15 protein-coding genes are annotated in these 13,920 nt (G+C 42.0%); 11 read left to right on the forward strand and 4 right to left on the reverse strand.

Annotation, left to right across the window (positions count from 1 at the left end):
• Positions 1-82: 82 nt before the first annotated feature.
• Complete coding sequence (locus tag QS39_RS03535) at positions 83-895, reverse strand: Cof-type HAD-IIB family hydrolase (RefSeq protein WP_077804644.1); 813 nt, start codon at positions 893-895, stop codon at positions 83-85.
• A 189-nt stretch (positions 896-1,084) separates the two neighbouring features.
• Here QS39_RS03535 and QS39_RS03540 point away from each other — a divergent pair, with 189 nt between their 5' ends.
• The 6 genes from QS39_RS03540 to folK all read left to right on the forward strand — a co-directional run bounded on the left by QS39_RS03540 (position 1,085) and on the right by folK (position 7,166).
• Positions 1,085-2,503 carry an NCS2 family permease gene (locus QS39_RS03540; RefSeq protein WP_000359286.1) on the forward strand — a complete coding sequence of 473 codons (1,419 nt, stop codon included), beginning with the start codon at positions 1,085-1,087 and terminating at the stop codon, positions 2,501-2,503.
• 52 nt (positions 2,504-2,555) lie between these two features.
• Complete coding sequence (locus QS39_RS03545; RefSeq protein WP_180374994.1) at positions 2,556-3,263, forward strand: CPBP family intramembrane glutamic endopeptidase; 708 nt, start codon at positions 2,556-2,558, stop codon at positions 3,261-3,263.
• 93 nt (positions 3,264-3,356) lie between these two features.
• Entirely contained in the window at positions 3,357-4,337 is a 981-nt protein-coding gene (gene folP, locus QS39_RS03550; protein WP_180374995.1) for a dihydropteroate synthase, read from the forward strand.
• Position 4,338: 1 nt separating this feature from the next.
• Positions 4,339-5,661: a bifunctional folylpolyglutamate synthase/dihydrofolate synthase gene (locus QS39_RS03555; RefSeq protein ID WP_077804646.1), complete on the forward strand. Its 1,323-nt coding sequence runs from the start codon at positions 4,339-4,341 to the stop codon at positions 5,659-5,661.
• Entirely contained in the window at positions 5,642-6,196 is a 555-nt protein-coding gene (gene folE / locus QS39_RS03560; protein WP_061827444.1) for a GTP cyclohydrolase I FolE, read from the forward strand. The genes QS39_RS03555 and folE overlap by 20 nt, the downstream gene beginning before the upstream one ends.
• Before the next feature lie 157 nt (positions 6,197-6,353).
• On the forward strand, positions 6,354-7,166 hold the full coding sequence (gene folK, locus QS39_RS03570; RefSeq protein ID WP_077804647.1) for a 2-amino-4-hydroxy-6-hydroxymethyldihydropteridine diphosphokinase: 813 nt from the start codon (positions 6,354-6,356) through the stop codon (positions 7,164-7,166).
• Positions 7,167-7,210: 44 nt separating this feature from the next.
• Here the strand turns inward: folK and QS39_RS03575 are convergent, their stop codons facing one another.
• Complete coding sequence (locus tag QS39_RS03575; RefSeq protein WP_000886035.1) at positions 7,211-7,528, reverse strand: DUF960 domain-containing protein; 318 nt, start codon at positions 7,526-7,528, stop codon at positions 7,211-7,213.
• Positions 7,529-7,765: 237 nt separating this feature from the next.
• Here QS39_RS03575 and ccpA point away from each other — a divergent pair, with 237 nt between their 5' ends.
• Positions 7,766-8,776, forward strand: coding sequence for a catabolite control protein A (gene ccpA / locus QS39_RS03580; RefSeq protein WP_001090627.1), 1,011 nt, complete (start codon positions 7,766-7,768; stop codon positions 8,774-8,776).
• 53 nt (positions 8,777-8,829) lie between these two features.
• Here the strand turns inward: ccpA and QS39_RS03585 are convergent, their stop codons facing one another.
• On the reverse strand, positions 8,830-9,792 hold the full coding sequence (locus tag QS39_RS03585; RefSeq protein WP_077804648.1) for an asparaginase: 963 nt from the start codon (positions 9,790-9,792) through the stop codon (positions 8,830-8,832).
• Positions 9,793-9,857: 65 nt separating this feature from the next.
• Here QS39_RS03585 and QS39_RS03590 point away from each other — a divergent pair, with 65 nt between their 5' ends.
• Positions 9,858-11,246: a Cof-type HAD-IIB family hydrolase gene (locus QS39_RS03590; RefSeq protein ID WP_077804649.1), complete on the forward strand. Its 1,389-nt coding sequence runs from the start codon at positions 9,858-9,860 to the stop codon at positions 11,244-11,246.
• 45 nt (positions 11,247-11,291) lie between these two features.
• Here QS39_RS03590 and QS39_RS03595 read toward each other — a convergent pair whose 3' ends face one another.
• A complete protein-coding gene (locus tag QS39_RS03595) occupies positions 11,292-11,744 on the reverse strand; it encodes a universal stress protein (RefSeq protein ID WP_000079152.1) in 453 nt (150 codons plus the stop codon).
• A 161-nt stretch (positions 11,745-11,905) separates the two neighbouring features.
• Between QS39_RS03595 and QS39_RS03600 the strand changes: the two genes are divergently transcribed.
• The 3 genes from QS39_RS03600 to rpmH all read left to right on the forward strand — a co-directional run bounded on the left by QS39_RS03600 (position 11,906) and on the right by rpmH (position 13,868).
• Positions 11,906-12,208: a hypothetical protein gene (locus QS39_RS03600; protein ID WP_180374996.1), complete on the forward strand. Its 303-nt coding sequence runs from the start codon at positions 11,906-11,908 to the stop codon at positions 12,206-12,208.
• Between the two features lie 156 nt (positions 12,209-12,364).
• The gene (locus QS39_RS03605) at positions 12,365-13,579 is read left to right on the forward strand and encodes a pyridoxal phosphate-dependent aminotransferase (protein WP_000666460.1); all 1,215 of its coding nucleotides are present in this window, start codon (positions 12,365-12,367) and stop codon (positions 13,577-13,579) included.
• A 154-nt stretch (positions 13,580-13,733) separates the two neighbouring features.
• The gene (gene rpmH / locus QS39_RS03610) at positions 13,734-13,868 is read left to right on the forward strand and encodes a 50S ribosomal protein L34 (RefSeq protein WP_000831905.1); all 135 of its coding nucleotides are present in this window, start codon (positions 13,734-13,736) and stop codon (positions 13,866-13,868) included.
• Positions 13,869-13,920 lie beyond the last annotated feature (52 nt).

Raw genomic sequence — 13,920 nt, forward strand, 5'->3', positions numbered from 1 at the left:
CAAAAAGTAGAACAATCGATTAACTGGTTGATGAGACTGTGAAAAGAGCACAAAGACCAGCTTACAAGCTGGCCAGAATGGACTATAAGAATAAGTCTTGCAGGGTTTTGGCAACACCGTCTTGGTCATTTGTCAAGGAAATTTGCTCATCTGCATAGGGGAGTAGCTCTGGGTTGGCATTTTTCATTGCATAACCTTTCCCAGCAAAAGCGAGCATTTCGGTATCGTTGTGTTCATCTCCAAAGGCAATCAAATCCTTTTTATCGCGGTTCATTACCTTGAGCAAGTAGTCCAAAGCAAAGGCCTTATTAACTCCTTTGGGTGTACACTCAAGGATATTGAGCGGACCTCCCCAGGTATTAATAGAAAGTTGATGCTGGTAGAAGGCGTTCATTTCTTTTGCCAAGGCATACTTGTCACTGGCTCTGGTCTGTAATAGGATACAGTTAGGATCTTTGGTCACTAATTCAGGTTGAAATTGATCTTCAGGGTGGAAAGCTTCTACGCCAAATAGTTTGGGATTGGCAATTTCTTCATTAGGATTTGTAATGTAGAATTTTTTACGGTATTCTCCAGCGATAAAATCGGCTTGAATGTCTTCTGAACGTTGAACCATATCTAGCAGATATTTTTTGTCTACAGTCAAACACTTTTCAAAATCCCAAACTTGGTCTGGTAAATGAGTAAGGGAGCCGTTGAAGTTAATCATAGGAGTGTTTAAGTCTAGTTCACGGTAAAAATCTTTTGACATGCGGTAAGGGCGCCCTGTCGTAATAATAACTTGATGGCCTTTTTCAGTAACTTTTTTTATGGTTTTTTTGGTAAAATCAGAAATTTGACTGTCTGAGTTGAGCAGGGTTCCATCCAGGTCAACTGCAATAATTTTTTTCGTCATAGGGACCTTTCTAGTGTCTTTTCAGATAAGATGTCTACTATTATAACAAAAAGTAGGCAGAAAAGCAGATTCGAAACCAAAAAAGAAATTTCATCAAATTCTTAAATAAATCAAACAAAGATATTGAAAAAGTGAATGATAAATGATATAATTCTATTATTGTTCGTAAAAATTAAAAGGAGATTGATAATGGACAAATTATTTAAACTAAAAGAGAACGGTACAGACGTTCGTACAGAGGTTCTCGCTGGTTTAACAACTTTCTTTGCAATGAGCTATATTCTCTTTGTAAACCCACAAATTCTTTCGCAAACAGGAATGCCTGCTCAGGGTGTATTCCTCGCAACGATTATCGGTGCAGTTGCTGGTACCCTGATGATGGCCTTCTACGCCAACTTACCATATGCTCAAGCGCCAGGTATGGGACTCAATGCCTTCTTTACCTTTACAGTTGTATTTGGACTCGGTTATTCTTGGCAAGAAGCCCTAGCTATGGTCTTCATCTGTGGAATTATCTCATTGATTATTACCTTGACAAATGTTCGTAAAATGATCATTGAATCGATTCCCAATGCTCTTCGCTCAGCTATTTCAGCTGGTATCGGTGTCTTCCTTGCCTATGTAGGGATTAAGAATGCTGGACTTTTGAAATTCACGATTGATCCAGGAAATTATACGGTTGTAGGAGAAGGGGCTGACAAAGCTCAAGCAACGATTGCAGCAAACTCTTCAGCAGTTCCAGGATTGGTCAGCTTTAATAATCCAGCTGTTTTAGTGGCTCTTGCAGGACTTGCTATCACAATTTTCTTTGTTATCAAAGGAATTAAAGGGGGAATTATCCTCTCTATCTTGACAACAACTGTTCTTGCTATCGCAGTTGGTTTGGTAGATTTGTCTAGTATCGATTTTGCTAATAACCATGTTGGTGCAGCTTTTGAAGACTTGAAGACAGTCTTTGGTGCAGCTCTTGGTTCAGAAGGTTTGGGAGCTTTGATTTCAGATACAGCTCGCTTGCCTGAAACTCTGATGGCCATTCTTGCCTTCTCATTGACAGATATTTTTGACACGATTGGTACCTTGATCGGTACAGGTGAAAAAGTTGGTATCGTAGCGACAAATGGTGAAAATCACCAATCAGCTAAGTTGGATAAGGCTCTTTACTCTGACTTGATTGGTACTTCAATTGGTGCCATCGCAGGTACTTCAAACGTAACGACTTATGTTGAGTCTGCTGCTGGTATTGGTGCAGGTGGACGTACTGGTTTGACAGCCTTGGTTGTAGCTATCTGTTTTGCGATCTCAAGCTTCTTTAGTCCACTTCTAGCGATTGTACCAACAGCCGCTACAGCTCCAATCTTGATTATCGTTGGGATTATGATGTTGGCTAGCTTGAAAAATATCCATTGGGACGATATGTCTGAAGCGGTTCCTGCTTTCTTCACATCTATCTTTATGGGATTCAGCTACTCTATCACTCAAGGGATTGCGGTTGGTTTCTTGACTTACACTTTGACTAAGCTTGTCAAAGGTCAAGCTAAAGATGTTCATGTCATGATTTGGATTTTGGATGCCTTGTTTATCCTTAACTATATCAGCATGGCCTTATAATAGGATAACCCAGGGGGATTTCCCCCCTTTTTTAATACAAAGGAGATGGGTGATGAAAGAGAAAAATATGTGGAAAGAATTATTGAATCGTGCAGGCTGGCTGTTAATCTTTTTGCTGGCGACAATTTTATATCAGATTCCTATAGGGGTTACTGCTATTTTAACCTTAAGAGAAGTACAGCTATTACAGTCAGGACTGATAGTTGCTGGTATTTCGATTGTGGTTCTGGTGCTATTTATTATTGGAGCTCGTAAAACGCAATTAGCAAGTTTCAATTTTTCATTTTTTAGAGCTAAGGATTTGGCACGATTGGGCTTGAGTTATTTAGTCATTATCTGTTCAAATATACTTGGTTCTATCTTGTTACAACTGTCAAATGAGACGACAACAAGTAACCAGTCTCAGATTAATGATATGGTTCAGAATAGTTCTCTGATTTCCAGTTTCTTCTTATTGACCTTGCTTGCTCCGATTTGTGAGGAAATCTTGTGTCGGGGAATTGTTCCTAAAAAGATTTTCCGAGGCAAGGAGAACTTGGGATTTGTAGTCGGTACGATTGTGTTTGCTTTATTGCATCAACCAAGTAATTTACCTTCTTTATTGATTTATGGAGTTATGTCGATCGTTCTATCTTGGACGGCTTACAAGACCCAACGTTTGGAAATGTCTATCTTACTTCACATGATTGTGAATGGGGTTGTTTTCTGTTTGCTGGCTCTCGTGGTGATTTTGAGTCGGACATTAGGGATTTCTGTTTAAGATTTTTGACAATTGCTTACTTGTTTCTACTGGGAAAAAGATGAATTCAATCGTGTCCATTTTTTTCTTTTTATGGTAAAATAGAAAAATAATATGGTGAAAAGCCTTGAGGGAGTGACCGATATGTCAAGTAAAGCCAATCATGCAAAGACAGCTATTTGCGGAATTATCAATGTAACCCCAGACTCCTTTTCGGATGGTGGTCAATTTTTTACGCTTGAGCAAGCGCTCCAGCAGGCTCGTAAATTGATAGCAGAAGGGGCCAGCATGCTAGATATCGGCGGAGAATCAACTCGGCCAGGCAGTAGCTATGTTGAGATAGAGATAGAAGAGGAAATCCAGCGTGTTGTTCCAGTGATCAAAGCGATTCGTAAGGAAAGTGATGTCCTCATTTCTATCGATACATGGAAAAGTCAGGTGGCAGAGGCTGCTTTGGCTGCTGGTGCCAATCTGGTCAATGACATCACAGGTCTCATGGGTGATGAGAAAATGGCTCATGTGGTTGCCAAGGCTGGAGCGAAAGTGGTCATCATGTTTAATCCAGTCATGGCGCGACCTCAGCACCCTAGCTCGCTCATATTCCCTCATTTTGGATTTAATCAAACTTTTACAGAGGAAGAGTTAGCTGACTTTGAAACATTGCCAATCGAAGACTTGATGGAGGCTTTCTTTGAACGAGCACTAGCGAGAGCAAAGAAAGCTGGGATTGCACAAGAAAATATCCTGTTGGATCCAGGAATTGGTTTTGGTCTGACCAAGAAAGAAAATCTGCTTCTTTTACGGGACCTGGATAAACTACATCAGAAAGGCTATCCAATCTTTCTCGGAGTGTCGCGCAAGCGGTTTGTCATCAATATTCTTGAAGAAAATGGTTTTGAAGTCAATCCTGAGACAGAACTTGGTTTCCGCAATCGAGATACGGCTTCGGCTCATGTAACTAGTATCGCTGCGAGACAGGGTGTGGAAGTGGTGCGCGTGCATGATGTAGCTAGTCACAGGATGGCAGTTGAAATTGCCTCCGCCATTCGTCTGGCTGATGAAGCGGAAAATTTAGATTTAAAACAATATAAATAAGATGAAAGAAATTCAAAACAATCAGTGGATTGCTAACTACCGGACGGACCAACCGCATTTTGGCTTGGAACGCATGGTGGAACTATTAGCTTTGCGTGGCAATCCCCATCTCAAACTCAAGGTCATCCATATCGGAGGGACCAATGGCAAGGGTTCGACCATTGCTTTTTTGAAAAATATGCTAGAAAAGATGGGGCTGAGAGTTGGTGTTTTTAGCTCCCCCTATCTCATTCATTATACAGACCAGATTAGCATCAATGGGGAATCTATCCCAGAAGCGAAGCTAGAAACCCTCATGGCAGACTATCAGTCTTTGCTTGAAGGAGAAGTGGCTGCCAATTTGAAGGAGACAACCGAGTTTGAGATTATCACAGCTTTGGCCTATGACTACTTTGCCTCAGAGCAAGTAGATGTGGCTATCATGGAAGTCGGCATGGGTGGGCTTTTAGATAGTACCAATGTCTGTCAGCCCATTTTGACAGGAATTACGACTATTGGATTGGACCATGTAGCCCTACTTGGTGACACCTTGGAAGCCATAGCAGAGCAGAAAGCTGGTATTATCAAACAAGGTATTCCCTTGGTGACAGGTCGTATCGCTCCAGAAGCTTCGGCTGTGATTGACCGCATTGCGGAAGGGAAAGATGCGCCGAGACTTGCCTACGGGACAGATTATCAGGTCAGCCATCAAAAGAGTGTGGTGACAGGCGAAGTCTTTGACTATACTAGTTCTCTCAGACAAGGTCGCTTCCAGACTGGCCTGCTTGGTTTGCACCAGATAGAGAATGCTGGGATGGCTATAGCTTTACTTGATACTTTTTGTCAAGAAGATGGTCGAGAGCTACCAGCTAATACCTTGCTTGCTCAAGCCTTGGAAGAAACAAGTTGGCCAGGGCGTTTGGAAATCGTGTCAAGAGATCCCTTGATGATTTTGGATGGAGCCCACAATCCCCATGCTATCAAGGCTTTATTGGCAACCTTGCAAGAACGCTTTGCGGATTATCGTAAGGAAATCCTCTTTACTTGTATCAAAACCAAGGCCTTGGAGGATATGTTGGACTTGCTGGGGGCCATGCCAGATACCGAGCTTACTCTGACACATTTTGACGATAGTCGGGCGACTGATCAAAGCGTGCTGAAAGAGGCAGCTAAGTCTAGAAATCTCATCTACCAAGGTTGGCAGGATTTTCTAGAGCAGAAATTGACAGATAAAAAAGAAGAGAAAAAAACAGTTAGGATTGTCACGGGTTCCTTGTATTTCTTGAGCCAAGTGAGGGCCTATCTGATGGAGAGGAAGAACGAAAATGGATACACAAAAGATTGAAGCAGCTGTAAAAATGATTATCGAGGCTGTAGGAGAGGACGTTAATCGCGAGGGCTTGCAGGAAACGCCTGCTCGTGTCGCTCGTATGTACCAAGAGATTTTTTCAGGTCTTGGTCAAACAGCAGAGGAACATTTGTCAAAATCCTTTGAGATTATCGACGATAATATGGTGGTAGAAAAGGATATCTTTTTCCATACCATGTGTGAACACCACTTCTTGCCATTTTATGGGAGAGCACATATTGCCTACATTCCAGATGGTCGTGTGGCAGGTTTGTCTAAGCTAGCCCGTACGGTTGAAGTTTATTCGAAAAAACCACAAATTCAAGAACGATTGAATATCGAAGTAGCCGATGCCTTGATGGAGTATCTAGGTGCTAAAGGAGCCTTTGTTGTCATTGAGGCGGAACATATGTGTATGAGCATGCGTGGTGTCAGAAAACCAGGCACTGCAACCTTGACGACAGTAGCTCGTGGTCTATTTGAAACAGATAAGGACCTCCGCGACCAGGCTTATCGTTTAATGGGACTATAATACTCTTCGAAAATCTCTTCAAACCACGTCAGCTTCCATCTGCAACCTCAAAACGGTGTTTTGAGCAGCCTGTGGCTAGCTTTCTAGTTTGCACTTTGATTTTCATTGAGTATAAAAAAAATCCGCTTGAAGCGGATTTTTCTAGAAAGGAATCATTATGGATCAACTGCAGATTAAGGATTTGGAAATTTTTGCCTATCATGGTCTTTTTCCTAGTGAGAAGGAATTGGGGCAGAAGTTTGTTATTTCCGCAATCCTATCCTATGATATGACCAAGGCGGCTACAGACTTGGATTTAACAGCCTCTGTCCATTATGGAGAACTGTGTCAGCAGTGGACGACTTGGTTTCAGGAAACCACTGAGGACTTGATTGAAACGGTAGCTTACAAATTGGTAGAACGTACTTTTGAGACCTATCCTCTTGTCCAAGAAATTCAGCTGGAACTGAAAAAACCTTGGGCGCCAGTGCATTTGCCGCTAGATACTTGCTCAGTAACCATTCATCGCCGCAAGCAACGAGCCTTTATCGCCCTAGGAAGCAATATGGGAGATAAACAAGCAAACTTGAAACAAGCCATTGAGAAAATGCGAAATCGAGGTATCTATATTCTCAAAGAGTCCAGTGTCTTGACGACGGAGCCTTGGGGTGGTGTGGAGCAAGATAGCTTTGCTAATCAAGTGGTTGAGGTTGAAACCTGGTTGCAGGCTCCAGTGCTATTAGAGATCTTGTTAGCTATTGAGTCAGAGATGGGACGGGTGCGAGAAGTGCATTGGGGACCTCGTTTGATTGATTTGGACTTGCTCTTTGTGGAGGATCAGATTCTTTATACAGACGACCTCATCTTGCCTCATCCTTACATAGCGGAACGCCTTTTTGTCCTTGAGTCCTTACAGGAAATTGCGCCTCATTTTATCCATCCGACATTAAAGCAACCGATCCGCAACTTGTATAATGCTTTGAAAAAATAGAAAAAACTCTAGTTTTCAGTCGTTTGTAACTGAAGGCTAGAGTTTTAAAATAGGTCATTTTCTTCTGGGAGGAGGATAGTTTCTCTACCGTCCATATCTAAAACCAGAACTCTCGGGGGATAAAGAGGGTCGAAAGGGTGGTTAAAGTCAAAATCAATAGCTGTAGGGAGGTGTTGACTTGAAAAGTGGAAGGTAATTTTTCCTTGGTTATTAAGCAATTGAAACTCGAGTTCCTCCTCCAATTCAAAGACATTTTTTAAGAAGTGGTCGATGATATACCAAAAAGAGTCAATAACGTCATCAGGCAAGCTGGTAACAATTCCAAAACTAGCAGACCGCATGTGGGTATTGGTAAAAGCCATATTTCAGCCCCCTTTCTTTTTCCTTATCATACAGCAAATAGGATTAAAAATCAAGAAAAGGTTATTTTTTCTTCATAAACATAGTTTTCTATGAAATTTTTTTCAAACAATCTTCAAAAAATACTTGAAAGTGTTTACAAATAGTGATAAAATGGAATAAGTGGAATCATGAAAACGAAATTTTCATACCGTCTCTTTTTTGGAGTCTCGTGAGGTATGATATAGAAAGGAAATGGAATGAATACAGACGATACAGTAACGATTTATGATGTCGCCCGTGAAGCAGGAGTTTCAATGGCGACGGTTAGCCGTGTAGTCAATGGCAATAAGAATGTAAAAGAGAATACTCGTAAAAAAGTGCTTGAGGTGATTGATCGTTTGGATTACCGTCCAAATGCTGTGGCGCGTGGTCTTGCAAGTAAAAAGACAACCACTGTCGGTGTGGTGATCCCAAATATTACCAATGGCTATTTCTCAACGCTTGCTAAAGGAATTGACGATATCGCTGAAATGTACAAGTACAATATTGTCCTTGCTAATAGTGATGAGGACGATGACAAGGAAGTTTCAGTTGTCAATACACTATTTTCTAAGCAAGTGGATGGTATCATCTTTATGGGCTACCACTTGACTGAAAAAATTCGTTCAGAGTTTTCTCGTTCTCGAACACCAGTTGTTCTTGCAGGAACTGTGGATGTAGAACATCAGCTTCCAAGTGTCAATATTGACTACAAACAAGCAACGATTGATGCAGTAACCTACCTTGCTAAAGAAAATGAGCGCATTGCTTTCGTTAGCGGTCCACTAGTGGATGATATCAATGGTAAGGTTCGTTTGGTTGGCTACAAGGAAGCCTTGAAAAAAGCAGGAATTTCTTATAGCGAAGGATTGGTATTTGAGTCTAAATACACTTATGAAGACGGTTATGCCTTGGCAGAACGCTTGATTTCATCAAATGCAACTGCAGCAGTTGTAACAGGTGACGAGCTGGCAGCAGGTGTCTTGAACGGCCTTGCTGATAAGGGTGTGTCAGTACCAGAAGAGTTTGAAATCATTACTAGTGATGATTCACAAATCTCACGCTTTACCCGTCCAAACTTGACAACTATTGCCCAACCTCTTTATGACCTTGGTGCTATTAGTATGCGTATGTTGACTAAGATTATGCACAAGGAAGAGTTGGAAGAACGTGAAGTTCTCTTACCTCATGGTTTGACAGAACGTCGCTCAACACGAAAACGTAAATAGAAAAAATCAGGGAATCGAGAAGATTTCCTGATTTTGCTTTCTGGAGAAGAGACTTAGCCTTCCATATAGTCTTTCAAAGCTTGTCCTGTTAGTCCGGCATTGAGGGCAATGAGGAGTTTCAAGCGGGCTTTTTGGGCGTTGAGTTCTTTAACAAAGAAAACGCCTGATTTTTGCAACTGTACGCCTCCACCCTGGTAGGCATAAACAGGCTCGGCAATACCGTTAAAGCATCGTGAAACCAGGGCGACTGGTATTCCTTTTTGCAGAAGGCTTTCTAATTTTTGAGCCGTTTCTTTTGGAATATTACCAGCTCCGAAGGCTTGGATAATCAAACCGTCCAATTGTTCCAAATCCAGCATATCAATCAGCTCATCTGTCATACCAGCATAAGCAGAGATGATAGGGACTAATCCTTGTATGTGATCAAGGTCAAAGCGAACACGGGGCTCAGCTGTTTTGAAGTAGAGGATTTCCTGTTTCATAATCAGACCAAGTGGCCCGTGTGTTGGAGTCTGGAAGGTGCTGACGTTGGTTGTATGCGTTTTGGTAACATACTTGGCAGCGTGGATTTCATCGTTCATGACGACTAAAACCCCTTTGTCAGCAGCCTTGTCATCGCTAGCCACCCTTAAAGCACTCAGATAATTATAAACACCATCACTGCCGAGTTCATTGGAGCTGCGCATGGCCCCTGTTAGAACGATAGGCATATGGGGAATTTCCATGGTATCAAGGAAATAGGCTGTTTCCTCTAAAGTATCGGTCCCGTGTGTGATCACCACTCCATCGTAGTTAGCAGCTTCCTCTTTGATTTTTTGGTAGAGAGCCAGCATATGCTTGGGTTTGATATGGGGGCTTGGTAGGTTAAAAAAGTCTAGGGCATGGACTTGGATTCCGTTGAGGGGATTGGACACATGGTTCATGGGATTATCTGAACTCGTCACAACAGCGCCAGAAGCATCGGCTTGCATGGAAATAGTCCCACCCGTATGTAAAACAAGGATTTTCTTAGGCATGATTTACTCACTCTTTCTGAAATGTGGTATAATCATTGTATCACAAAAGGGGAGATTGGGATAGGATGGAAGTCAAAGCTGTTTTTTTTGATATCGATGGAACCTTGGTCAACGATCGCAAGAGTGTTTTGAAATCCACTAAGGACGCGATTAAAATCGTCAAAGAGCAAGGGGTACTTGTCGGCGTAGCGACAGGACGAGGACCTTTTTTTGTTAAGGAATTGATGGACGATTTGGATCTGGACTTTGCGGTAACCTATAATGGCCAGTATATCTTTACTAAAGACAGAGTCTTGTTCACGAGCCCTATTTCCAAGTTACATTTGCGTCAGCTAATTTCTTATGCTAAAAAAGAGGGCAAGGAGATTGCCCTAGGGACCAAGGATGCCATGCTAGGTTCTAAAATCATGTCCTTTGGTCTGGGTTCTTTTTCCCAACGAATCAGTCGCTTCGTTCCCTCAGTTTTAACTCGGACAGTAAGTCATTCCTTTAATCGTATGGTCAGCAAGGTTGTTCCCCAAAAGGAAGAAGACCTGCTTCATCTGATGAATCAGCCTATCTACCAAGTTTTGATGCTGATGACACCAGAAGAATCTGAGAAGGCGGCAGCAGATTTTCAAGATTTGAAATTGACACGTAGCAATCCATTTGCTGCGGATGTCATCAATCAAGGAAATTCTAAATTGGAAGGTATTCGTCGAGTTGGGAAAGAATATGGCTTTGATCTCAACCAAGTGATGGCCTTTGGTGACTCAGATAACGACCTAGAAATGCTGGCGGGTGTCGGTATGTCGGTCGCTATGGGAAATGGTAGTAGCAGTGTCAAGGAAGTTGCCAAGCACATCACTACCAGCAATCAGCAAGATGGAATCCACAAGGCCCTGGAACATTTTGGTGTTCTGGCCTCAGAAAAAGTCTTTGTCAGCCGTGACTATCATTTCAATAAGGTCAAGACCTTCCACCATATGATGGATGAACGAACCCAAGAAGAACCTCGAGCTTGGGATTTAGAAGGTGCAACCCACAGGGCTGGCTTTAAAATAGAAGAATTGGTGGAGTTTGTTCGAGCTGCCAGCCCTTCTGAAGAGGACTTTGGTCAAGCTCTATCGCAACTTCATCAAGCTCTTGATAAGGCGGCAGATAAAGTAGCCAAGAAGACGCCTGCCCAGCAAGATTTGATAGGGCAAGTGGATGCCTTGATTGACACGCTTTACTTTACCTACGGTAGTTTTGTCTTGATGGGGGTGGACCCAGAACGTATTTTTGATATCGTCCATCAGGCCAATATGGGGAAAATTTTCCCAGATGGCAAGGCTCATTTTGATCCAGTGACCCATAAAATCTTAAAACCAGATGATTGGGAAGAAAAATATGCTCCAGAACCTGCTATTAAAAAGGAACTGCAGCGTCAGCTCAAGGCTTATGAACGCCATAAAGAGAGAAATAAACAGTAAACAAAAAGTAAACAAAAAGGAGCGCTGAGCTCCTTTTCTTCGTGATTATAAGGTTTTTTCTTGTTCTCTCACCACCAGCAAATCAACCTTAGCATGGCGGAGGATGTATTCAGATGAAGATCCGACCAAGAGGCGTTCAAAGGCGTTGAGACCAGTTGCGCCAACGAGGATGAGATCAACTTCTTCTGCATCTGGAATAGTACGTGCCAGTAGGGTCTTTGGATTTCCCATTTCAATGACGATATGAACATCTGTCACCCCAGCATCTTTAGCACGTTTTTCGTACTCTTTCATCAGACTTTCAGCGTCGACTTGGAGTTCTTCGTAAACTTCAGCATCAAAGGTGGATACGCTTTGGAGTGCGCGTGTGTCAATGACATGTGCGATGGTGAGCTTAGCGTCGTTTCGTAGAGCAGAATGAACTCCCTTGACAAAAGCCAAGTCCGCTTCCTTAGAACCATCGATTGCGACCATAATATTTTGGTAACGTTGTGCCATAATGAAACCTCCTGAAATTTTCTTACTATAATTGTAAACCTTTTCACTATAGAAGTAAAGCAAAAAAAGTATTTTTCAAAAGAATGTTAGTGCTTAAAATCTATATAAATATATGATAAAATAAAAGAAAGGATAGCAGGAAAGAAGTGAAGGGAGGGAGAATGATGAAAAACTCATTTCAAGAAACAAAAAAATCAAATTTCCTTTATTATGGCATCATCCTAGTTTCTGTCTTGCTAGAAGTTATCATGATTTGGCAATTAGAAAAGCTGATTCCACTTCTCTATCCAGGTTTTATCGGCTTTTTAGTCTTTCATGTACTCTACCATCTGTTCTTATTCCTAGTTGCAAAACGAGGTGGGCGCTGGGATTACTTGATGATATGGGGGCTTTTCCTCATGTTTAATCTTCTCTATGACTCCTTTTTAGGCCTGCTTTTTCTAGGTTTATCTTTTGGTATGTGATGTGACTTTCGCAAAATACCTGCTATCTTCCCTGTCTTGGCCTCGCTTTTAGCGAGGTTTTTCTTCTATCTTAATCTAGTAAAACATTTCAGCAAACTTGTCGCATTCTCTTTCTAGTGGTATAATGTTACTATCCTGATGAAGTGAGGAAACAAGATGAAAGAATATAACAAGTCTAGTAAGTTAGAACATGTTGCTTATGATATCCGTGGCCCTGTTTTGGAAGAAGCCATGCGAATGCGAGCAAACGGAGAAAAGATTTTACGTCTGAATACAGGAAATCCAGCAGAATTTGGCTTTACAGCGCCAGACGAGGTCATTCATGACTTGATTATGAATGCGCGTGATAGTGAAGGTTATTCTGACTCCAAAGGGATTTTCTCAGCCCGTAAGGCCATTATGCAGTATTGCCAATTGAAGAAATTCCCAAACGTAGATATTGATGATATCTACCTTGGAAATGGTGTCAGTGAGTTGATTGTCATGTCCATGCAGGGGCTTTTGGACAATGGAGACGAGGTCTTGGTGCCAATGCCAGACTATCCTCTCTGGACAGCAGCTGTCAGCCTAGCTGGGGGAAATGCCGTTCACTATATCTGTGATGAAGCTGCAGAATGGTACCCAGATATTGACGATATCAAGTCAAAAATCACTTCCAATACCAAGGCAATCGTCCTTATCAACCCAAATAACCCAACTGGAGCCCTTTATCCTAAGGAACTATTGCTGGAGATTATTGAGATTGCCCGTCAAAACGATTTGATTATCTTTGCGGATGAAATTTACGACCGCATGGTCATGGATGGACATGTGCATACGCCTGTGGCTAGTTTGGCACCAGATGTCTTCTGTGTCAGCATGAATGGTCTGTCAAAATCTCATCGTATCGCTGGTTTCCGTGTGGGTTGGATGGTCTTATCTGGACCTAAAACGCACGTCAAGGGATATATCGAAGGGCTCAATATGCTGTCCAATATGCGCCTTTGCTCTAACGTTTTGGCCCAACAAGTTGTACAAACTTCCTTGGGTGGTCACCAATCAGTCGATGAATTGCTTCTTCCAGGTGGACGAATCTATGAGCAAAGAAATTTCATCTACAATGCTATTCAAGAGATTCCAGGTTTGTCTGCGGTTAAACCCAAGGCTGGACTCTATATCTTCCCTAAAATCGATCGCAATATGTATCGCATCGATGATGATGAGCAGTTTGTCCTTGATTTCTTGAAACAGGAAAAGGTTCTCTTGGTTCATGGTCGAGGCTTTAACTGGCAGGAACCAGACCACTTCCGTATCGTTTACCTTCCTCGTGTTGATGAACTGGCCCAAATCCAAGAAAAGATGACTCGATTCTTAAAACAGTATCGTAGATAGGGCTTACATTCGAAAAAGCGCCAAAAAGCTGGAAACATTTGCCTTGAGCTATTGACAAAAGTGAAAGAATCAGATAGAATAGTAAAGTATGTTTAGTAACTGATCACTTTATAGCCGGCTAAACGAATACAAAATCTATGAGGAGGTATTCATCGTGAAACGTACTTATCAACCAAGTAAACTTCGTCGTGCGCGCAAACACGGATTCCGTAACCGTATGTCAACTAAAAACGGTCGTCGCGTATTGGCAGCTCGTCGTCGTAAAGGACGCAAAGTTTTGGCTGCATAATCCAAACGAACCATAACAAAAATCAGTAGGAACTCGAGTCTACTGATTTTTA

It is taken from the genome of Streptococcus mitis (assembly GCF_002005545.1).
In the GTDB taxonomy this organism is placed as follows: domain Bacteria; phylum Bacillota; class Bacilli; order Lactobacillales; family Streptococcaceae; genus Streptococcus; species Streptococcus mitis_I.

Excerpts from the sequence above, each read along its gene's own strand:
- QS39_RS03535 (WP_077804644.1), bottom strand. The coding sequence starts at position 895 with ATGACGAAAAAAATTATTGCAGTTGACCTGGATGGAACCCTGCTCAAC.
- QS39_RS03540 (WP_000359286.1), top strand. The coding sequence starts at position 1,085 with ATGGACAAATTATTTAAACTAAAAGAGAACGGTACAGACGTTCGTACA.
- QS39_RS03545 (WP_180374994.1), top strand. The coding sequence starts at position 2,556 with ATGAAAGAGAAAAATATGTGGAAAGAATTATTGAATCGTGCAGGCTGG.
- folP (WP_180374995.1), top strand. The coding sequence starts at position 3,357 with ATGGTGAAAAGCCTTGAGGGAGTGACCGATATGTCAAGTAAAGCCAAT.
- QS39_RS03555 (WP_077804646.1), top strand. The coding sequence starts at position 4,339 with ATGAAAGAAATTCAAAACAATCAGTGGATTGCTAACTACCGGACGGAC.
- folE (WP_061827444.1), top strand. The coding sequence starts at position 5,642 with ATGGATACACAAAAGATTGAAGCAGCTGTAAAAATGATTATCGAGGCT.
- folK (WP_077804647.1), top strand. The coding sequence starts at position 6,354 with ATGGATCAACTGCAGATTAAGGATTTGGAAATTTTTGCCTATCATGGT.
- QS39_RS03575 (WP_000886035.1), bottom strand. The coding sequence starts at position 7,528 with ATGGCTTTTACCAATACCCACATGCGGTCTGCTAGTTTTGGAATTGTT.
- ccpA (WP_001090627.1), top strand. The coding sequence starts at position 7,766 with ATGAATACAGACGATACAGTAACGATTTATGATGTCGCCCGTGAAGCA.
- QS39_RS03585 (WP_077804648.1), bottom strand. The coding sequence starts at position 9,792 with ATGCCTAAGAAAATCCTTGTTTTACATACGGGTGGGACTATTTCCATG.
- QS39_RS03590 (WP_077804649.1), top strand. The coding sequence starts at position 9,858 with ATGGAAGTCAAAGCTGTTTTTTTTGATATCGATGGAACCTTGGTCAAC.
- QS39_RS03595 (WP_000079152.1), bottom strand. The coding sequence starts at position 11,744 with ATGGCACAACGTTACCAAAATATTATGGTCGCAATCGATGGTTCTAAG.
- QS39_RS03600 (WP_180374996.1), top strand. The coding sequence starts at position 11,906 with ATGATGAAAAACTCATTTCAAGAAACAAAAAAATCAAATTTCCTTTAT.
- QS39_RS03605 (WP_000666460.1), top strand. The coding sequence starts at position 12,365 with ATGAAAGAATATAACAAGTCTAGTAAGTTAGAACATGTTGCTTATGAT.